The sequence below is a fragment of the Streptomyces sp. NPDC047453 genome, from assembly GCF_040643155.1.
GTDB lineage: Bacteria > Actinomycetota > Actinomycetes > Streptomycetales > Streptomycetaceae > Streptomyces.
In genome coordinates this window covers 1-19,320 of record NZ_JBEYTS010000100.1, presented here as the reverse complement: position 1 = coordinate 19,320, position 19,320 = coordinate 1, and the positions used below count along the sequence as shown (strand labels likewise).

The window sequence follows — 19,320 nt, the reverse complement described above, 5'->3', positions numbered from 1 at the left end:
CCCCACCCGCCGCGCCCCGTGGTCCCCCCGGTTTTGTGTTGGGCGGGGGCGCCGGGGCTGGGGGGGGGGGGGGGGGGGGGCCCGGCCCCCCCCCCCCGCCTCCCTGTGTAGTAACGTCTTCACCCGCCCAGGCCAGTGGCGAGCGGGGAGGACGGGCCGAGGTGCTCGAAGCAGCTGGAGTCTCACACGTGCAGGAGTCGGTGTACCGGCTCCTCGTGACGTCCGGCCGCGCGACGGTCGACGACATCGTCCAGCGCACGGCCCTGCCTCGAGACGAGACCATACGGGTCCTCGACACGCTCACCACCATGGGCCTGGCCAGCCACACCGACGGCGCACCGCGCGTTTTCCGTCCCGTACCGCCCGACGTGGCCCTCCTGCCCCGCATCAAGAGCGGCACGGACGCGCTGGACCTCGCGCGCGTGGAGGCGGCCCGGCTCATCGAGACGTATCAGGACACGATGCGGCGGCACAACGCCGGGCAGCTCCTCGAGGTCATCACAGGTGCCGAGGCGCTGCGCCAGCACCTGCGGCAGATCCAGACGAACGCGCGAGAGGAGATGCTCTGGTTCTGCAAGGCGCAGTACGTCGCGATGCCGTCCGGCACCAACCGCGAGGAGTTCGAGGCACTGGCCCGTGGCGTCACCTACCGCGTGCTCTACGAGAAGGCGTTCTTCGACGACGAGGGAACCGTTGACAACGTAGTCGCGGGCGTCCGCGCGGGCGAGGTCGCCCGCTCCGTCCCGCACCTCCCGCTCCGCCTGGCCGTAGCGGATCGCTCGGTCGCGATTTTCCCGCTGGTGCCCGGCGGCCCCAACGGTAGCCCCGACGAGCCGACCACGGCACTGGTCCGTGACAGGAATCTGCTCAGCGCCCTTACCGCTCTCTTCGAGAGCTACTGGGACGACGCGGTCCCACTGCACGTCGAAGACTCCGGTGCCCTGGAGCAGGTCGACACCGAGCCGTCGGCCCCCCTCTCCTCGACCGACCGCAAGTTGCTGTCCCTGCTGGTCGCCGGGGTCGCCGACAAGGCCATCGCCTCCCAGATGGGCCTGAGCCGCCGCACGGTCCAACGCCACATCCAGCGCATGATGGAGCACGCGGGAGCGGACACCCGCATGCAACTGGCCTGGCAGGCGGCGCGCCGCGGCTGGCTGTAACGCGACCGGGAGAACACCCCCCTCGGTGCCTTGCTCCTCGATCCCCAGGGCCTGGCCGAGACCGACACGCGGGAGGCTGATCCGAGGGGTCGATGTGCCATGGTCATCCCTCACTGCTTATCGGTGACGACCGGGCCCTACCCGAAACGATCGCCGTGCTTCTCGCGACAGGAGCCCGACCACGCGACCGAGCTACGTGACCCATCGCGTAGTGCCAGGTCTCGTGATCCACTTTCGGCAGCCGCTGATCGACAAAGCTCAGCAGGCGACGGTCGGCTGAACCACCCCGTTGATCAGACGTACAGCCGATCCCTTGGGATCGATCAGTCGGCGACGACCGCCGTGTTCTGGCAGGCGGTCAGCAACCAGCGGCCGTCGTCCTGCTTGGACATCACGTACAGCGGGGCGCCCTCGCTCGCGTCGCCCGGGGTCGGGTAGAGCTGACGGACCTTGACCGCCGCGACGTCGGGGCGAATGAAGAACACGTGGACCACCTCGTAGGTGACCTTGCCGTCCCAGTCGTCCGCGGGGAGGACCTTGCGGGTGAACTCGGAGATCGCGTCGAGGCCTATGAGGACCTTGCCGCCGCTCGTCGTCCAGACCGCGTCGGGGTGGAAGAGGGCGAGGAACTCGTCGGGGTCCTTGTGCTGTTGTGAGTGCTCGACGGTGGCTACGACCTGTTCGATGGCTTCGATGTCTGCGGCGTGCGCCGTGGATTCCGTGTTCATGTGAATCACGGTGCTACCTCAAGCACGGTAGAGGTCAAGAGGTGATCGACCACTGCCCCCTTGGAGTCGATCTAGGTCGCCAGTTCCTCTGCCATCCCCCGTACCAGTTCCATCGCTCTGCGCTGCAGCCATGGGCCAAATGTCACTCGCGTCGCGCCGAGTTCGCCCAGTTCGGCGGGTGTGGGGCCGGTGCCGTCGAAGCGGGCGAGGGCGTTGAGAGGGCCTGGAAGCGCGGCGCGTAGGTGAGGCAGGGCGTCGGGCCGGGCGCTGATGGGGTAGATGCAGTCGGCGCCTGCGGCGATGTACAGGGAGGCGCGTGAGATCGCCTCGGCGGGGCCGGGGACTCCGCGGGCGAAGGTGTCGACCCGCGCGTTGAGGAAGAGGGCGTCGCCGGCCGCGTCCCGTACCTCCGCGAGCCAGTCCGCGTGCGCACGTGGATCCTTGAGCACGCCGCCCTCGGAGTCCTCAAGGTTGCAGCCGACCGCGCCGGTGTCCAGGAGGCGGCCGACGAGTTCGTGGGGCGGGAGCCCGTAGCCGCCCTCCAGGTCCGCGGAGACCGGCACGTCCACGGCCCGTACGATTCGGGCGACCGCGGCGAACATCTCCTGTGCCGGAGTCTCCCCATCCGCGTAGCCGAGCCAGGCAGCGACGCCGGCACTGGGCACGGCCAGCGCCGGGAACCCGGCCTCCGCGAAGAGGCGAGCGCTCGCCGCGTCCCACGGCCCCGGAAGCACGAGCGGATCAGCGGGGGCGCGGTCCTGGTGGAGGGCGCGGAAAAGAGCGGCCTTGGTCATTGCGCGGCGTCGCACTTCGTTGCGGTGATGCCGTCCAGCGTACGGGCGGCGTGCGGCCCACTTCTCCGAATCGCCCATGACAGGCGGACCGTGCGCAAGGACATCTCGCAGAAGGTGCCGTGCAGACTGAGATCACTCGGGGAGCGCGATTTGCCTTCCACAACCCCCGCGGGGCCTGTCGCCCACCGACCGCTGCATCTGTACATCCGGTATCCCGGCGGGACCACGGCGGTGTTCCGCTCGGCAGGATGTGCTCATCCACGCGCTGGGGCTGGCACTCAACAGTCGTCGCGTGCCGGACGGCACCAGGGTGCGCAGCGCACCAACCGGCACGGTCCCGGCGACGGCGTCGCCGTGGAGCGGTTCGGTCGGGGACAGGCCGTTCTCGGGATCCTGGCCCTGCCGCTGAGCACCGTGCAGTTCGTGTCCGCCCCGATCGTCTGGACGCTGACCATCGTCTGGGCCGTCCTCGTGGTCACCGCGCGCTCCTGTCGCGACGCGGAAACGCCTGCAGGGTGACGCGGCGTCCATGACCGGGGTCGCGCCCCACCACCGATACGTTAGTAGCTCCTTACGCTGGGTGATCACGCCTGGTGGTGGGCGTCTTTCTGGTGCGAGGTTAAGGGACGTGGAAGGACTCCGGGGTGAGTTGTCGGAATTCGGGCCAACCTGGAACGCTCCGACGCGCTGACGGGCGACGGCCGCGGCTGGAACGGCTGCCGTCTGGGTCACTGACGGGCACTGGGCTGCGCAGCTACGCGAGCGGACTTGCGTTGGAAGCGGTGGCCAGGCTCGGGTGAAGCACCAGGGCCGGAGGGCGGAGGTGGCGGGAGTGGCTCTGCTGGAGGGCGATGAAATGCTTACCGGGATCCTCAGCGAGGAGCATCTATGCGGCTTTGATCAGCTGCCTGCCCTGGTGGCCAAGCATGCGGCACGGGCGGGGATGGGCGATGCTCGGGTCTTCGTTCCCGACCTGCGCCGGCAACTGCTACGGGAGGTCACAGGTCAGGGCCTCGACGCCGGTGCCGGCGGTGAGACCCTACGAGGTCGACAGCACCCGGCCGGGCCGGGCGTTCGCCAGCAGCCGTCCCCTGCCGGGCGGCGATGGGGAGCAGCCGCGCCGGTGGTGGATGCCGATCCTGGGCGGCACCGAGCGGCTCGGCGTGCTGCGGGTCGATCTCGCCCAGGGAGTCGAGCCCGAGCGAGCAGGTGTGCTGGCCTCGCTGGTCGGGCTGCTGCTGATGAGCAAACGACCGCACAGCGACTCTTACGCCCGTCTGGTGCGCACCGAGGCGATGAACGTGGCCGCCGAGATGCAGTGGAACCTCATGCCCCCGCTGTGTTTCGCCAACCATGCTGTGGCGATCGTGGCGGCAATGGAGCCCGCCTATGCGATCGGTGGTGACGCCTTCGACTACGCGGTCGCCGGCCACCAGGTACACCTGGCGGTCTACGACGCCATGGGACACAACAGCCGCGCCGGGCTAACGGCGAACCTGGCGGTAGCGGCCTGTCGCAACCAGTGCCGCCAGGGTATCGACCTGGTCGCCACCGGTGAGAACGTCGAGGAAGTCCTGGTCGAGCACTTCGGCCACAGCACCTATGTCACCGCCGTCCTCGCCAATCTCGACTTCACCACCGGAGCCCTGTTCTGGATCAACCGCGGCCACCCCGCGCCGGTGCTGATCAGAGGCGGCCGGTGGACCACCACATTGGGGTGTCCACCCGCGCACCCGCTGGGGACCGAATTGGACGTTCCCGCCACCTTCTGCCGGGAGCAGTTGGAACCCGGAGACCGCATCCTGCTCTACACCGACGGTGTCACAGAGGCCCGCGACCGTTGCGGTCGTGAATTCGGCCTGGACGGCCTCACCGACTTCATGATCCGCCACCGCGCCGACGGCCTGCCTTTTCCTGAAACGCTGCGACGTTTGACGCATGCGATAGTGGACCACCACGCCGGGCAGCGGGCCGACGACGCCACCGTGCTCTGCCTGGAATGGTTCGGGCCCAGCCGCAACACCGAGCTACGCCCTCAAGGAACGTCATCGCCTCGAACACCGACCCGCCTGCCTGAGATGGGGCATCACCACAGTGCCGGCGGGGCCGGTGCCGTCCCGGACGAACAGCAGCCGCGGGAAGAACGTGCCGTCCGGTCGGCGTGGGTGTGCGGGCACGTAGAGGCGGAGGTGCGCAAACGCCTCCCGAATGCTGTCAGGGGGGACATCGGGCAGGGCAGCGCCGAGCCGGTCAAGGGTCGGCATGGGCTGCCGCCTTTGCCCGGAGCGCGCCATCCGCCGTCACAACGGCCACATCGCAGCGGCCGTCCGCCACGCAGCCTCCTTCACACTGGTTTGCGTGAAGATGCCCCGGGCCCACCGCTGGGCCTTCGGCCGGTCCGTCGCGGCTGGGATGGTCGCCGGAAGCCCGAGCAAGGGCCGCCTGTGGCGGCGCGACCCGCCCGACCGGCGCGCCCAGTCAGAGCCGCGGCTCCTGGCGGCGGTGCGCTCATCCGGCGTTGCGTGCCGGCTCCGTCAACTGCCGCCATGTCCGCACCAGTTGGCTGAACTCCTTGACCTGGACGAGTACGTGGTCGCGGGCGGCGTTCTCCGCCGTCTCGGCGTCGCCGCGGGTGATGGCGTCGGCGATCTCGCGGTGCTCGGCCAGGGAGCGGCGCATGCGGTCCGGGACGCGCAGTTGCAGTCGCCGGTACGGCTGCAGGGCTCGCTTGAGCGCGTGGGCCTGCTGTCGCAGGTACTGGTTGCCACAGGAGTCGTAGACGATGCCGTGGAACCGGGCATTGGCGTAGTAGTAGCGGTCGGCGTCGCCGGCCGCCGCGTGGCTCTCGCACTCCTGCAGGGCGCGTTCGAGGTCGTCCAGCGCCTCCCGGTCGATCCGGCGGGCGGAGAGCCGCGCCGCCATCCCCTCCAGCTCGGCCATGACCTCGAAGCGCTCGGCCAGCTCGGAGACGCTCAGCTCGGTGACGTACGTGCCCTGCTTGGGGCGGATCTGCACGAGTCCGGAGCGCTCCAGGGCCTGGAGGGCTTCCCGGATCGGCGTGCGAGAGCAACCGAACTCCTGCTCGAGCCGCGCAGGATCCAGACGCTCGCCGGGACGGTAGTGACCGTCGACGACAGCGTTCTCGAGTGCGTCGCGAACGCGCTGGGATTCCGGGACCCGGGCCATGTGCACCTCCGAGCGGTCAGGCTATCCGGGCGTGCAGGGGGTGGTGCACGAGCCTCGATGTGTCCTACGGTGGCACTGTTATATATATCGTCCGCCGTCATGGATTTAAAGCCACGGGCGACACCAGAGGCGAGCGAGACCGGGAGCGTACGGAAGGTGCGGACATGGAACGTCACGACGGCTGGCTGCTGACCGACCTGGTCCAGGCTCTCGGGCGGCGGCGTGGCGCGGATCCGGCAGCCGGAGAGCCGCTGGACTCCCCGCTGGACCAGATGCTCGCCGCCTGCGAAGTCCTGATGAGCGACGTGGGTGAAGCCTCGATGTGCGCGGTCGCGGCCAGGGCTCTCGCCGCCTACGACGAGCTCGACGACGACGGCAGGCGGGCCTTCTTCAGCCACATCACCCAGACCTACGACGCCGACGCCGATCAGGTCCGTGCCGCCTTCCGCCGCTGGGAGGACGCCCGCAGCGCCGGGTCCCGGGGCGAGGAGGAGCTGGTCCGGCTCTTCGACGTGGTCGAGCCGGCCCGCCAGCAGCTGCTCCGCCGGATGAACCACGCACCCGACGCCACGCTCGCCCTGGTCGAGATGCGCGCGGACCTGCACCGGCTGATGCACCGTCACCCCGAGCTGCGGCCCCTCGACCATGACTTCCACCACCTGCTCACCTCGTGGTTCAATCGAGGCTTTCTCCGCATGGCGGAGGTCGCCGGGGACGCACCGAAGGAGCTGCACCAGCACCTGATGCAGGGCGAGAAGGTCCACCCGATGGAGAGCAGTGCCGAGCTCCGCCGTCGCTTGGAGCCGGAGGACCGTGCTGTCTACGCGTTCTTCCATCCGGCCACCGGGGAGGTACCGCTGATCTTCGTGGAGGTCGCTCTGGTGCGCGGCCTGCCGGACCGGATCGCTCCGCTGCTGGAGCCCGGCCCGGCGCTCAGCCCTTCGGACGCGGACACGGCGGCGCTCTACTCGATCAACAACGCCCTGGACGGCCTGGCCGGAGTCTCGTTCGGAAGCTTCCTCATCAAGCAGGTCATCGAGCACGTGGGCGAGCAACTGCCCCATCTGACGCAGTTCGTCACGATCTCGCCCCTCCCCGGATTCCGGCGCTGGCTCGGCGAGCAGGCCGGACGGGACGCCGAGCTGGGGCCGCTCGTCCGTGAGCTGGACGCCCTGGAGGGGCCGGCGGACCTCGGTGCGGCGGACGTCGAACGGATCCGTGCCCGGCTCCTTCCCGCCCTGGCCCGGTACATCGCGGTCGAGCGGCGCGAGGACGGACGCCCCCTCGATCCGGTCGCCCGCTTCCACCTGGGTAACGGGGCCGCCGCCTGGCAGCTGAACTGGCCGGCGAACAGCTCGGCCGAAGCCTGGCGGCAGTCGTACGGCGCGATGATCAACTACCGCTACGAGCCGGGGCAGCTGGAGCGCCGGCACGAGGACTTCGTCCGCCGCGGCGCCGTCGCCCTCGGCGGACCGCTGCGCGACGCCTTCCTCGAGGCCGCGGAGGTGCCCCGTGCCAGGGACGCCTCCGCCGCCTCTACCGCCTCACACGATCGATGAGAGAGGAACACCTCTGATGGCACCACCCTTCACCACCATCTACCAGACCTTCACCGAGCAGGTGGAGCGGCAGCCGGACAAGGCGCTCTTCGAGCTGCCCGACGGTCGGCAGATCACCTACTGCGAGACGGCGCGGACCGTGGGGCGGATCGCCGCCCGGCTCGTCGCCGACGGTGTCACCCCCGGTGACCGGGTCGCCATGCAGGTGGACAAATCCCCGGAGGCCATCGCGCTGTATCTGGCGACGCTGCAGATCGGCGGCGTCTTCCTGCCGCTCAACACCGCGTACACCGGTGCGGAGATGGAGTACTTCATCGGCGACGCCCAGCCGCGTGTGCTGGTCTGCTCCCCGGAGCGGCGGGCCGACCACGCGCACCGCGAAGGGGAGGACCTCGTCGTCGAGACCCTCGGCACCAAGGGCGACGGCACCCTGCTGGAGGGCGACGGCAGCCACGACGAGGTCGTCGACGCGTCGGCCGACGACCCGGCGGCGATCCTCTACACCTCCGGCACCACCGGACGCTCCAAGGGCGCGGTGCTGACTCACGGCAACCTCGCCTCCAACTGCCAGGCGCTGCTGGAAGCCTGGCAATTCACCGACCAGGACCGGCTGATCCACGCCCTGCCGATCTTCCACGTCCACGGGCTCTTCATCGCCGCGAACATGACCCTGGCGGCCGGTGCCTCCATGTACTACCTGCCGAAGTTCGACGTGGAGACGGTCGTGGACCTACTGCCCCGGGCCACGGTGCTCATGGGCGTGCCCACTTTCTACACCCGGATGTTGAAGAACGACCGGCTCACCCCGGAGACCTGCGCTTCGATGCGCCTGTTCGTCTCCGGCTCGGCCCCGCTGCTCGCGAGCGACCACGAGGCCTTCGAGGCCCGTACCAGCCACGCCATCCTGGAGCGCTACGGGATGACCGAGACCGGTATGAACACCACCAACCCGTACGAGGGCGGCCCGCGCAAGCCCGGCACCGTCGGCAAGCCGCTGCCCGGCACGGAGATCCGGGTGGTGGACGGCGAGACTGGACAGGCACTGCCCGACGGTGACGTCGGCAGCATCGAGGTCCGTGGCCCCAACGTCTTCAGCGGTTACTGGCAACTGCCCGAGAAGACGGCGGCCGAGTTCCGTGCGGACGGCTTCTTCATCACCGGTGACCTGGGCCGCATCGACGAGGACGGCTATCTGTGCATCGTCGGCCGGGGCAAGGACCTGGTGATCTCCGGCGGCTACAACATCTACCCGAAGGAGATCGAGGAACTGCTCGACGCCCACCCCACGGTGCTGGAGTCCGCCGTGATCGGTGTCCCGCACCCGGACTTCGGGGAGACGGTCGTGGCCGTCGTCGTCCCGGCGCCGGGCCAGGAGCCCCAAGAGGCCGAACTGCTGAAGTTCATCGCCGGCGACCTCGCCCGGTTCAAGCACCCGCGCGCCGTGCGCTTCGACGAGGCGCTGCCGCGCAACGTGATGGGGAAGGTGCAGAAGGCCGAGCTGCGCAAGCGCTACCAGGACCTGTTCGCGGGCTCGAACGCCTGATCCTTGACATGCTCCTCGGGCTGAAGCCCGAGGATTCTGGCCGTCCCACGGGTTGCTGTGCCGTTACGCGGCACGGTTTCCGTGTGGGATTCCTTGGCTTCCTGTTTCTTCACGCTGTGCCAGAACGGGTTCTGGTCTTACCGGCGCTCCGCAGGCCGTCACCGCCAGTCCGGCGGCCTTGATGTTGAGGGCGGCGTTGTGGTCCCGGTCATGGAGAGTGCCGCAGGCGGTGCAGGTCCATTCCCGCACGTGCAGGGGTTTGGGTCCGTCGCGGTGACCGCAGGTGGAGCACACCTGGCTGGTGGGCTCGAACCGTCCGACCTTGACGAAGGTGCGCCCGTATCGCTGGGCCTTGTAGGCGGGCATGTTCACGAACTGGGACCAGCCCGCGTCGTGGACGCTCTTGGCCAGCCTGGTGCGCGCCAGGCCGCCCACCGCCAGGTCCTCCACCGCGATCGCTTGGTTCTCGCGGATCAGCCTTGTGGAGAGCTGGTGGTGGAACTCGCGGTGCGCGTCGGCCACCCGCGCGTGCGCGCGGGCGACCTTCTGGCGGGTCTTCTCCCGGTTCTTCGAGCCTTTCTGCTTGCGGGACAGCTCCCGCTGGGCTTTTCTGAGTTTCTTCTCCGCCCGGCGAAGGAACCGCGGGGAGTCGATCTTCGTGCCGTCGGACAGGACCGCGAAGTGGGCCAGCCCCAGATCAATACCCACGGCCTGATCACTTACGGGCATGCGGGCCGCGTCGGTGGCCGGGTCGATGTCGATGACGAAGGAGGCGAAGAACCGGCCCGCCGCATCCTTGATCACGGTGACGCTGGACGGGACGACGGGCAGGGGGCGGGACCATTTCACCCGCAGCTCGCCGATCTTCGGCAGGCTCAGCCGGCCGACCGGTGTGATGGACCAGCGGGCGTTGGCGGTGAACCGGATCGACTGCCTTGTGGCCGTGCGTGATTTGAAGCGCGGCGCGCCCAGTTTCGGGCCCCTGCGCTCGCCATTGAGGGAGGCGAAGAAGTTGCGGTAGGCGGCCTCGACGTCTCGGAGGGACTGCTGCAGCACGACTGCGGAGACCTCGCCCAGCCAGGCACGGTCGGGCGTGCGCTTGGCCCGGGTGATCAGCTGCTGGGACAGTTCGGCGGCCCTGGGGAAGGGCGGGCCCTGCCTGCGGGCGTCCTCGCGGGCACGCACCGCGTCGTTGAACACCACGCGGGCGCACCCGAACGCCCTTGCCAGCGCGGTGCGCTGACCGGGTTTCGGGTACAGGCGGAAGCTGTACCGAAGCTGCATGATCCGGACGCTATCGGCAGCCATTGACAGTCCGGAGTGGATCAGCCGAATCCAGCTCCGCTGGAACGATCCTGCGACGCTCCGCGTCGCACCCGTCGGATTCGCTTCACCACCGGCGTGAACGCCGGTGCACTGCGAATGAATCCTCGATGCGGGGACCTGCCGCGCCTGCCCGCTGCGTTTGAAGTGCACGACAGCGGGCGCCGGCAAGTGGGGGCGAGTCCTTACCCTGCGCGAGCCCGCCCAGTGGGCCGCGCTCCAGCAGCGCCGCCGCGAGCAGGAGACCGACGCCTGGCGGGAACGCTACCGCCCACGGGCCGGGATCGAGGCGACGGTCTGCCAGATCGTGCACCGCACCCACGCACGCCGCAGCCGCTACCGGACCGCCGCCGCCACCCACCTGGGCCGTTGCCTCGCTGCCACCGCCGTCAACCTCATCCGGATCGATGCCTGGCAGCAAGGCCACCGCCCAGAGCGCACCCGCACCACCCACTTATGCCGTCTCTTCGCCCCCCTCGAAATGAGAGATCAGCAACGTGTTCCATCAGGGAGGGGAGGATTCAATTCGTGTCTGCGGCTTACCGAGAACGGTGGCAAGCCGTAACCCGTAAGGGAGTTGAGAGCGCGATGGAGCGCCGGGCGGCGCGCGGCTCCACACCGCGCGCGGCCCGGCGGCCGGTCAGTTGGCCTCGGCCGGGACCGGGGCGAGGGAGCGGGACCGTACGATGAGCTGGGCGACGGCCGTGACCACCAGGTTCGGGATGAGGGCGATGAGTCCGGTGTCGACCGTGCCGACGTCCACGCCTCCGAAGGTGAGCCAGACCAGGACGCCGACGCCGGTCAGGATGCCGAGCATCGCGGGCACCGCGTCCAGACGGACCTTCTTCGCCAGGCCCATGACGATCGCCGGGGCGAGTTGGGTGAGGCCTCCGTAGGTGAGCAGCAGCAGGTCGGACAGGAGCCCGGGCCTGGTCAGGCCGAGTACGAGGGCGAGGCCGGCGGCCGCGACGACGCACAGGTGGTTGGTGCGCAGCTGCGCGCGTTCGTTGCGGACGCTGAGCAGGTTGCGGGACAGCAGGCTGGAGATGCCCACGACGATGGCCGCGGACGGCACCATCGCCGCCGAGGCCGCGGCGACCGCGACGATGCCGACGAGCCAGCCGGGCAGGGTCTGGCCCGCGAGGGTCAGGGCGACGGCGTTCGCGGGGGAGCCCGGCTTCACCAGCAGGATTCCGGCGAACCCGACGATCACGGGGATGCCGAGCGCGATCTGGTAGAGCGGCAGCCAGATCGCGTTCTTGCGCAGCGCGCGCCCGCTGCCGGCGGCGAGGACCGGCGGCCACAGGTGGGCCATGGTGCCGAGTCCGCCACCGATGCCGGAGATGATGACGGCGGTGACGAAGAACGTGGCGTCGTAACCATCCTGATGGAGCGTCAGGAAGTTCGGATGGCTGTCTCGTACGGTCGCGAACAGGCCGCCGATGCCGCCGTTCACGGACAGTGCCACGCCGACGATCAGCACAACGAGCCCGACGATCATCAGGGCGTCCTTGAGGTAGGCGACGCGCGCGATGCCGCGGATGCCGGACCACAGGACGAAGGCGACGGTGAGGACGGTGGCGAGCACCATGCTCAGGTTGCCGCCCGTACGGCTGCCGGTGGCGAGTTGCACGATCAGCCCGAGCCCGGTGATCTGGAGCTGGAGGTACGGCAGCAGGAAGACGGCGCCGACGACGGCGACGACCTTGCCCAGCAGGGGACTGCGGAAGCGGTCGGCGAAGAAGTCGGCTTGCGTCAAGTAGCCTCCCTTGCGGCCCAGTTCACGCATGCGGGGCGCGGTGAAGTACTGCAGGATGAAGTTGATGGCGAGATAGCACAGGGCGAAGGCCGCGGCGACGCCGCCGCCGAAGGCGATGCCGGCGAGACCGAGGAAGCTGAAGGTCGTGAAGGACTCGCCCGCCTGCAGGAACCAGGTGGTGAAGGTGGAGAACTTGCGCTTCCCCACGGTCCATTCGCCGAATTCCCCGCGGCTCGGCCGGCGCCCGCTCATGCCGACGACGGCGATGGTCACGATGCCGATCAGGGTGATGGCCATGGTGGTGTTCACGCGGCGACCTCCTCGTACGCGTCGCGCGTCACGTGGTCGTCCTCGTCGTCCTCATCGGTGTGGTGAGCGAAGTGCTCGACGAGCGCGAGCGAAGCCGTCGTACCCACCGTCCACAGCAGGCACCAGGCGAGGACGGAGGGGATGCCGAACCAGAGGTGCGGGCCGTTGACGAAGGGCAGGAACGGTGTACTGAGGAAAGCCACTACGGGCACGACGGCCCAGAGGACGTGCGGTTTTCTCATCGGGGCTCCATACGGCTACGGGAGGGAGGGGCGACGGCGTCCGTGCCCGGTGGCGGCCTCGTAGGCGGCACCGGTCTCGAGCACGGTCCTCTCGGCGCGGGGTGGGCCCACGATCTGGAGGCCGACGGGAAGCCCGGCTGGAGTGAAGCCGGCGGGGACGGAGAGGGCGGGTGAGCCCAGAACGGTGACGAAGTACGCGGAGCGCATCCAGTCGAGGTAGGTGCGCTGCGGCTCCCCGTCGATGTCGGTGGGGTACTCCGACTCGATGGCGAACGGGGTGACCTGGCTGACCGGGGCGATCAGCACGTCGTACCGCTCGAAGAAGGCGGTGGCGGCGAGGTGGATGCGGGCGTGCCCGGTGGTGGCACGGACGAGGTCGGCGCCGGTCAGGCGCCGCCCCTCCTCGATGTTCCAGACGAGGCTGGACTTCAGGGACGCGCGGTCGCTGTCGAGCAGCGCGCCGAGACCGAGGTTGAACTCGTGGGCGCGCAGCGTGCGGAACACGTCCTCGGCGCCGTCCAGGTCGGGGCAGTCCTCGACGACGATGCAGCCGAGGTCCTCGAAGACCTTGGCCTGGCGTTCGAAGACGTCGCGCACGTCGCGGTCGACGGGGACCCGGCCGCCGAGGTCGGGGGCGATCGCGACGCGCAGCCCGGCGGTGTTCCGCTCGAGCGGCGCGCGGAAGCCGGCGCCCGGCTCGTCGAGGGAGATCGGGACGCGCGGGTCGGGCCCGGCCATGACGGACAGCAGCAGCGCGGTGTCGGCGACGGTGCGGCCCATGGGCCCGGCGACGCCGAGGGTGTCCCAGAGGTTGCCGGAGGGGTGCGAGGGGACGCGGCCGGGGGTCGGGCGCAGGCCGACGACGTTGCAGAAGGACGCAGGGTTGCGCAGCGAGCCGCCCATGTCGCTGCCGTCTGCGAGCGGCTGGAACCCGGCGGCGAGCGCGGCCGCGGCCCCGCCGCTGCTGCCGCCTGCGGACCGCGTCATGTCGTACGGGTTCCGGGTCGCGCCGAAGACGGGGTTGAAGGTGTGCGAGCCGGCCGCGAACTCGGGGACGTTGGTCTTGCCGATGCGGATGGCGCCCGCGCCCTGGATGCGCTGCACGAGGAGCTCGTCCTCGTGTGGGACGTGCTCGGCGAAGAGCGGCGAGCCGTGCGTGGTGCGCATGCCGCGGGTGAGGTGGGTGTCCTTGAAGGCGATGGGCAGGCCGTGCAGCGGGCCGAGTTCCTCGCCGCGCGCCTGCCGCTCGTCGGCGGCGGCAGCAGCGGCCAGCGCGCCCTGCGAGTCGAGGGTGACGATCGCGTTGACGGCGGGGTTGTGACGCTCGATGCGGTCGAGGTGGGCCTGGACGACCTCGCGGGCCGAGAGTTCCCCCCGGCGGATGCGGGCCGCGAGGTCGACGGCGTCAAGCACGCAGATCTCGTCCCGGCCGGGGGCGGCGGGGCCGGATGCGGCGGATTCGACGGATTCGGCGAAGCTGGGAGCGACGGGGCCGGGAGCAACGGGCATGACAGTCCTAGGGCAGCGGGCACAGTGGACGTCGCCGCGGTGATGCTGATCCGACCGATGGCCGAGGCGCGACGCGTGTGATGCACCACACTGAAGCTACTGACCCTTTCAGTCAATAGACTGCCCAGGGTGAAGTTTTAGGACGCGAGATCAACGATGGTGAAGATTTCAGTCGTGCTAGGAAGGGTCGCGACCGGTGCCCGGGAACTCGACGCCACTGCGCTTGAAGGACTCGACGACCAGATGGGACTGCACGGCCTCCACGTGCCGCACCCACGGCGAGGCCGTGAGGAACGCGTGCAGCGCGGCCTTCGACGGCTGTGTCACGTCGACCAGGAGCTGATGCTCACCCATCACGACGGCCGCGTACCGCACGAGCGGCGACTCGACGAGCAGCCGACCCACCTTCTCGACCTCGTCGGGCCTGACCTTGATCCACAGCAGCGCCTCGACCGGCAGGCCGAGGAGCGCGGGCTCGACGGCGGCCCGGATGCTCACGAGGCCTTCCCGCGTCAGCGTCTCCACGCGGCGCCGCGCGGTCGCCACGGACACCCCGGCGACGGCCGCCAGGTCCTCGTGCGTGCGTCGCCCGTCCTCGGCGAGCGCCCCCAGGATCGCCAGCTCCTCCGGCCCGACCTCGATGTCCGGGAGAGCGAGCCCGTCGACGATCCCGGACGGCCCCCCGAGCGCCTCGACCTCCCCGGCGTCCAGGATCCCGGGCGACCACTCGTGCACCGTGCGGAAATACCGCAGAACCGGTGACACGCTCTGCGAGACGAGCCCCGGCAGCGCGGGCACCTCGTCGAGCATCAGCGGCGCCAACCGGCCCGGCGGACACTGCAGTTCGGCCACGCAGTCGACCGGCCCGGCGAGCGCGTACGAAAAGATGCAGTCCGCGCGCCGGGCCGCCGCCACGGCCGCGTCCCGTACGGCGCCCGGCCGGCACGTCATCCGCAGGATCACGGTCTCACCCCGCACGACAAGCCCGCGCACGGCGACGTCCCCGCTCTCCAGCAACCGCAACCCGCGCCGCGCCACCTTCCGCTCGGGCTCCCCGAGGGCCCCCGCGATCCGCCGCCACGAGGCCCGCCCATCGATCTGCAGAGCGGCGACGATCCGCCGGTCGAGCCCGTCGAGAGGGCCACTGGGCGCGCCACCGTGCGCGCCGGCGGGCACGCTCGGGTGCGTGGAGGGGCGCGCGGGCTGGGCTGCGGGGGCAGTCGGGGTGGTCGGCGTGGCCGGTACTGGGTACGTCACGGGAACGACCCTAACGACCGGGGCAACCCCGTACCCAGGGGGATTCACGCCGCAGGGCCCGGCGGTCTGCGGCTGCGCCGTGTGGGCGCGAGTGGCCGGAAGCAATGCCGGAGGCAGGCAGCGGGGTTCGGGGGCCTCGGCTGCGTGCCCGCCGGGATGGCGTGTCAGGCCATGGCGAGCCGGTCTACCAGCAGCTTCACCCTCGGCTCGGTGTCCTTCGGCGGCAGTCGTCCCGCTCCGGTCAGGGTGGCCAGCCCGTGCAGGGCCGCCCAGAACACTTCGGTGATCAGCCCCGGGTGGACGCCGTCGCCGGCGACCTCGCTGAGGCTCTCCAGCAGGGCGGCGAAGGCGTCCTTCAGAGGTTCTGGGGTGTCCTCGTTCGCGAACACCAGGCCGCCGTCGAGCTGGTCGCCGCCCTCGCCTGAGCCCGCGGGCCGACACGGCGCTGGTGGCGCGCGATCCCCACTCCCTGGGCGGCAGCGGGCCACCGAAATCCCGACATCCGGGAATGCAGCTGCCGCTCAGAGCCCGCAACTGACGGGTGGCGCCGACGGGCCCGCCGGGAGGACGCTGAAGCCGAGATCAGGAGGTACGGGCGACTCCTCGCGGCCGCCCCTGGCGCGGCTGACCACCCGTACCGGCGGAGGTGGTGAGTGACGGTCGGCCGTGCTCCTCGCCGGGAGCATCCGGCTCCGCTGCCCGGCATCGCCAAGTTCCGGATCGTCGGCGACGACCGCTCGCGGATCGTTGTAGGGCTGAGTTGCCCCTCAGCGGTGGGTGCCCTGGCATTGGCGGTCATGGTTTCCACGGCCTGCGCTTGGCTGGTTGCCCGGGCTGTTTTGCGCCTGGACCGGCTGGTGGCCCCGCCTCAGCGCCTCGTCTACGAGGTCGGCAGGCCGGACAGCCTGGGAAGACGCAGGGCGCGCGACGGTACGGGGACGCCGCCGGCAGCAGCCCATGTGAGGGACTATTGGAATGAAGGCGACATTGCCGTAGTGCGTAACATCACGCCGACCTCGCCACGCGGTGGCCGGCATGACCACGCACCGGCTGTGTGCGCATGGAAAGGGACGATAACCATGGCAACCACGATCGATGCCCCCGACGGCATCCACTCCACCATCGAGCAGCTGCAAGGCGAGCTTCCCGGTCTGGAATCGCGCAAGCAGGAGTTGGAGCAGGAACTGGCAGCCGTGGCACAGCGTCTGGAAGCCGTCCGTACCGCGGTGGAGAGCCTCAAGACCCTGTCCACCATGACGGCGGCGGCCACGACCGCCGCACCCAAGACCGCAGGCCGGAAGAAGACCGGAACCACCGCCCAACGCCCGGCATCCCGCACGGCGAAGAAAGCCGCGCCCCGGGCGAAGGCTGCCGGCAGGGCCGGTCAGAAGAAGGCTGCCCCGGCGAAGCGGGCGAAAGGGCTGACAGACGGGATCGTGGAGATCCTGTCGAAGGCGAAGAGCGCGATGAAGGCCGGCGAGATCAACCAGGCGCTCGGACGCCCGGAGACTGCGGGACAGATCGAAGCAGTACGCGGCACCCTGGAGCGACTGGTGAAGGCGGCCCAGGCCCAGCGCGCAGGCCGCGGCCTGTACGAAGCGGCACAAGGCTGACCGCACCATGCCTGCCGTGTGCGGCTGGTGGATCGGCACTGGGGCCGCGGTCTCGGCGGTCAAGCGCGGCGCCGAACTGCTCCACCGCGTCGGGGACCCCGAGAGGTGGGCGCGCAACCAGTCCCGCGCCGCCGTCGGCACCACCGACAACCACACCCCCGAGCACCCCTGGCTACCGCGCCGCAGGGCTCCAGCTCACAGGTCGTAAGGTTCCCTGGAAGCGTCTGGGCTGGAGTGAGATCAGGCGAGCCGCCTACCCCGGGGTGTGACCGAGCGCGTCCGTTGGTTGGTGCCACCACCCTGGCGGTAAATCGTGTGCGCTGGGGACACTGGCCGCGTTACCCTCGGCGCCATGAACGTCACAGGCCCAACCATCACCGCGACCGCGCGAGCGACCAGCTCGCCGGTTGCCGCCGCCTGACGTACTTCCTGCTTTCATCGGCGACCGGACACGGTCTGCCGATGGTTCCACGGCGTTCCCGCCCCCGGTGCTGATGATCTCGCGGACCGTTGTCCGGTGCCTCCCCGCTGCACACGCGAAGGAGCCGCCCCATGAACACCGATCAGATCGTCCGCACGTTCGTCGAGTACTTCGAGGAACGCGGCCACCGACAAATCACCGGCTCGAGCCTACTGCCGTCACCTGGTGACCCGGTTCTCTTCACCACCTCCGGCATGCACCCGCTCACCCTGTATCTGGAGGGACGCCCGCACCCGCTGGGCAGGCGGCTGGTGAATGTACAGCGCTGTCTGCGCACGACGGACCTCGACGAGGTGGGCGATGACACCCATCTGACCGTGTTCGAGATGCTCGGCACCTGGTCGCTCGACGACTACGACGGCCCGCAGAGCCTGGACTGGGGATACGGACTGCTCACCGAGGGATTCGGCATCGATCCCCGACTGCTCCATGCCACGGTCTTCGGAGGCGACGACCGGTCCGGGCCGGACACCACCTCCCTGGAGCTGTGGCAGGAGCACGGGGTGCCTGTGGAGCTCACCGTCGAGGACAACTGGTGGTCCAACGGGCCCACCGGTCCCTGCGGGCCCGATTCGGAGATCTTCCTGTGGACCGGGGACACCCCACCGCGGTCGACCCCAACCAACGACGACCGCTGGGTGGAGGTGTGGAACCACGTGATGATGCGCCACCGACGGCTCGACGACGGCTCACTCGTGCCGCTGGGCCGGCACAACGTCGACACCGGCCTCGGCCTCGAACGACTCTCCTCTCTGCTGCAAGGTCACAGCTCGGTGTTCGAATGCGACGTCTTCGAGCCCTGGCGGCGCATCGTGCCGGGGCTGTGGCTGCTGGACGAACGGTCGCTGCGGTTGGTCTGCGATCACCTGCGCTCGGCCGTCGTGGTGATCGGCGACGGCGTGCGCCCGTCCAACACCGGCCGCGGCTACGTGCTGCGCCGCCTGGTCCGACGCATGCTCACCGTGCTCCGGCGGGACGATCCGTCGCGCAGTCTCGTGGACCTGCCGGACGAGCTTGTCGAGCACACCCTGCACCACTTCCGCCAGGACATGGATTCGCACGCCGTGCGCGAGGTGCTGCTCGAAGAGGAACGCCGCTTTGGCCGACTCCTGGAGCGTGGCCGACAGGTACTGGCCCGACCCCGATTCCGAGGCCCGCTGCGCGAGGAGGACTTCCACTACCTCCACGACACCCACGGTCTACCACGCGACATCGTCCTGAACCTGCGCTCGCAGTGACGGCCCGGGTTCACCAAATCCTCCGAAGGATGCCCCGGCCTTCAGGCCGGGGAGAAATTCGATCGCCCGCGGAGCGGGACAGGGAAGGCCGTTTCGCCGACAGGCGAACCGGCGTCGACTGTCGTAGGACGCCGATAGGTTGGCGCGCGTGACGACGCAGCAGCAGGAGACGCAGGACGCCGGGTGTGCCCGGTACGTCTTCCGGCTGCGCGTGTCCGCCACCGCCGAGATGTTGCTGACCGGCGAGGGGGGGGCTGCCGCTGGATCTGGAACGAGTGCGTGGCCCGGTCCAGGAAGGCGTTCGCCGAGGGCGAGACGTGCGGCCCGGCGCGGCTGGACAAGATGCTGACCGAGGCCCGCGCCGGCAACGCCTGGCTGCGTGAGGGCTCCTCGGTTCCGCAGCAGCAGATCATCCGGGACTTCGGCAGGTCCCGCGCGAAGGCGTTGAAGGACATCAAGGCGGGGCTGCCGATGTGGCAGCGCGCGGGGATGCCCGGGCACAAGAAGCTCAAGGACTCCCGGCCGAGCCTGAACTACACGCGGCGCGGCTTCCGGCTCAAGGACGGGCGGCTGCACCTGGCGGGCGGTATCGGCCTGACGGTGGTGTGGTCGCGGCAGC

The 19,320-nt window shown here is 70.0% G+C and carries 17 protein-coding genes and 2 pseudogenes; 10 read left to right on the top strand and 9 right to left on the bottom strand.

The features are described from left to right. Positions 1 to 161 precede the first annotated feature (161 nt). Positions 162 to 1,160, top strand: coding sequence for a helix-turn-helix domain-containing protein (locus ABZ818_RS39055; RefSeq protein WP_361425971.1), 999 nt, complete (start codon positions 162 to 164; stop codon positions 1,158 to 1,160). Between the two features lie 323 nt (positions 1,161 to 1,483). Here the strand turns inward: ABZ818_RS39055 and ABZ818_RS39050 are convergent, their stop codons facing one another. Together ABZ818_RS39050 and ABZ818_RS39045 are read right to left on the bottom strand one after the other, a co-directional pair. Next, positions 1,484 to 1,888: an SgcJ/EcaC family oxidoreductase gene (locus tag ABZ818_RS39050; protein ID WP_361425968.1), complete on the bottom strand. Its 405-nt coding sequence runs from the start codon at positions 1,886 to 1,888 to the stop codon at positions 1,484 to 1,486. 71 nt (positions 1,889 to 1,959) lie between these two features. Next, positions 1,960 to 2,682, bottom strand: coding sequence for an isocitrate lyase/phosphoenolpyruvate mutase family protein (locus ABZ818_RS39045; RefSeq protein ID WP_361425977.1), 723 nt, complete (start codon positions 2,680 to 2,682; stop codon positions 1,960 to 1,962). 354 nt (positions 2,683 to 3,036) lie between these two features. Here ABZ818_RS39045 and ABZ818_RS39040 point away from each other — a divergent pair, with 354 nt between their 5' ends. Both ABZ818_RS39040 and ABZ818_RS39035 read left to right on the top strand, forming a co-directional pair. Further along, positions 3,037 to 3,201: a hypothetical protein gene (locus ABZ818_RS39040; RefSeq protein ID WP_361425965.1), complete on the top strand. Its 165-nt coding sequence runs from the start codon at positions 3,037 to 3,039 to the stop codon at positions 3,199 to 3,201. A 611-nt stretch (positions 3,202 to 3,812) separates the two neighbouring features. Next, positions 3,813 to 5,249 (top strand): PP2C family protein-serine/threonine phosphatase, encoded by a 1,437-nt coding sequence (locus ABZ818_RS39035; RefSeq protein ID WP_361425962.1) that lies wholly within the window; start codon positions 3,813 to 3,815, stop codon positions 5,247 to 5,249. Here ABZ818_RS39035 and ABZ818_RS39030 read toward each other — a convergent pair. Further along, positions 5,191 to 5,868, bottom strand: coding sequence for a GntR family transcriptional regulator (locus tag ABZ818_RS39030; protein ID WP_361425959.1), 678 nt, complete (start codon positions 5,866 to 5,868; stop codon positions 5,191 to 5,193). The two genes, ABZ818_RS39035 and ABZ818_RS39030, sit on opposite strands and share 59 nt — an antisense overlap. Before the next feature lie 164 nt (positions 5,869 to 6,032). Between ABZ818_RS39030 and ABZ818_RS39025 the strand changes: the two genes are divergently transcribed. Together ABZ818_RS39025 and ABZ818_RS39020 are read left to right on the top strand one after the other, a co-directional pair. Beyond that, on the top strand, positions 6,033 to 7,427 hold the full coding sequence (locus ABZ818_RS39025) for a malonyl-CoA decarboxylase family protein (protein WP_361425956.1): 1,395 nt from the start codon (positions 6,033 to 6,035) through the stop codon (positions 7,425 to 7,427). Between the two features lie 16 nt (positions 7,428 to 7,443). Beyond that, positions 7,444 to 8,970: an AMP-binding protein gene (locus ABZ818_RS39020; RefSeq protein ID WP_361425953.1), complete on the top strand. Its 1,527-nt coding sequence runs from the start codon at positions 7,444 to 7,446 to the stop codon at positions 8,968 to 8,970. A gap of 63 nt (positions 8,971 to 9,033) precedes the next feature. Here the strand turns inward: ABZ818_RS39020 and ABZ818_RS39015 are convergent, their stop codons facing one another. Further along, positions 9,034 to 10,254, bottom strand: coding sequence for an RNA-guided endonuclease TnpB family protein (locus tag ABZ818_RS39015; protein ID WP_361425950.1), 1,221 nt, complete (start codon positions 10,252 to 10,254; stop codon positions 9,034 to 9,036). A 142-nt stretch (positions 10,255 to 10,396) separates the two neighbouring features. On the opposite strand from ABZ818_RS39015, the gene ABZ818_RS39010 reads away from it, so the two are divergent. Further along, complete coding sequence (locus ABZ818_RS39010) at positions 10,397 to 10,858, top strand: transposase (protein ID WP_361425974.1); 462 nt, start codon at positions 10,397 to 10,399, stop codon at positions 10,856 to 10,858. Between the two features lie 75 nt (positions 10,859 to 10,933). Here the strand turns inward: ABZ818_RS39010 and ABZ818_RS39005 are convergent, their stop codons facing one another. From ABZ818_RS39005 to ABZ818_RS38985, 5 genes and pseudogenes are all read right to left on the bottom strand, one after another. After that, positions 10,934 to 12,361: a sodium:solute symporter family protein gene (locus tag ABZ818_RS39005; protein WP_361425947.1), complete on the bottom strand. Its 1,428-nt coding sequence runs from the start codon at positions 12,359 to 12,361 to the stop codon at positions 10,934 to 10,936. Then, the gene (locus ABZ818_RS39000; RefSeq protein ID WP_361425944.1) at positions 12,358 to 12,603 is read right to left on the bottom strand and encodes a hypothetical protein; all 246 of its coding nucleotides are present in this window, start codon (positions 12,601 to 12,603) and stop codon (positions 12,358 to 12,360) included. Before ABZ818_RS39000 ends, ABZ818_RS39005 begins: the two co-directional genes overlap by 4 nt. Before the next feature lie 15 nt (positions 12,604 to 12,618). Continuing rightward, positions 12,619 to 14,112: an amidase gene (locus tag ABZ818_RS38995; RefSeq protein ID WP_361425941.1), complete on the bottom strand. Its 1,494-nt coding sequence runs from the start codon at positions 14,110 to 14,112 to the stop codon at positions 12,619 to 12,621. Positions 14,113 to 14,289: 177 nt separating this feature from the next. Beyond that, positions 14,290 to 15,369 (bottom strand): Lrp/AsnC family transcriptional regulator, encoded by a 1,080-nt coding sequence (locus tag ABZ818_RS38990; protein ID WP_361425938.1) that lies wholly within the window; start codon positions 15,367 to 15,369, stop codon positions 14,290 to 14,292. A gap of 164 nt (positions 15,370 to 15,533) precedes the next feature. After that, positions 15,534 to 15,776: pseudogene (locus tag ABZ818_RS38985) on the bottom strand (TetR-like C-terminal domain-containing protein); the annotation flags it as partial. A gap of 246 nt (positions 15,777 to 16,022) precedes the next feature. Here ABZ818_RS38985 and ABZ818_RS38980 point away from each other — a divergent pair. From ABZ818_RS38980 to ABZ818_RS38965, 4 genes and pseudogenes are all read left to right on the top strand, one after another. Next, the gene (locus ABZ818_RS38980; RefSeq protein WP_361425935.1) at positions 16,023 to 16,982 is read left to right on the top strand and encodes a hypothetical protein; all 960 of its coding nucleotides are present in this window, start codon (positions 16,023 to 16,025) and stop codon (positions 16,980 to 16,982) included. Between the two features lie 7 nt (positions 16,983 to 16,989). Continuing rightward, a complete protein-coding gene (locus ABZ818_RS38975; protein WP_361425932.1) occupies positions 16,990 to 17,190 on the top strand; it encodes a hypothetical protein in 201 nt (66 codons plus the stop codon). Positions 17,191 to 17,534: 344 nt separating this feature from the next. Next, positions 17,535 to 18,701, top strand: a complete 1,167-nt coding sequence (locus ABZ818_RS38970) for an alanine--tRNA ligase-related protein (protein WP_361425929.1) — start codon at positions 17,535 to 17,537, stop codon at positions 18,699 to 18,701. A gap of 229 nt (positions 18,702 to 18,930) precedes the next feature. Continuing rightward, positions 18,931 to 19,320, top strand: a pseudogene (locus ABZ818_RS38965) (RNA-guided endonuclease TnpB family protein); the annotation flags it as partial.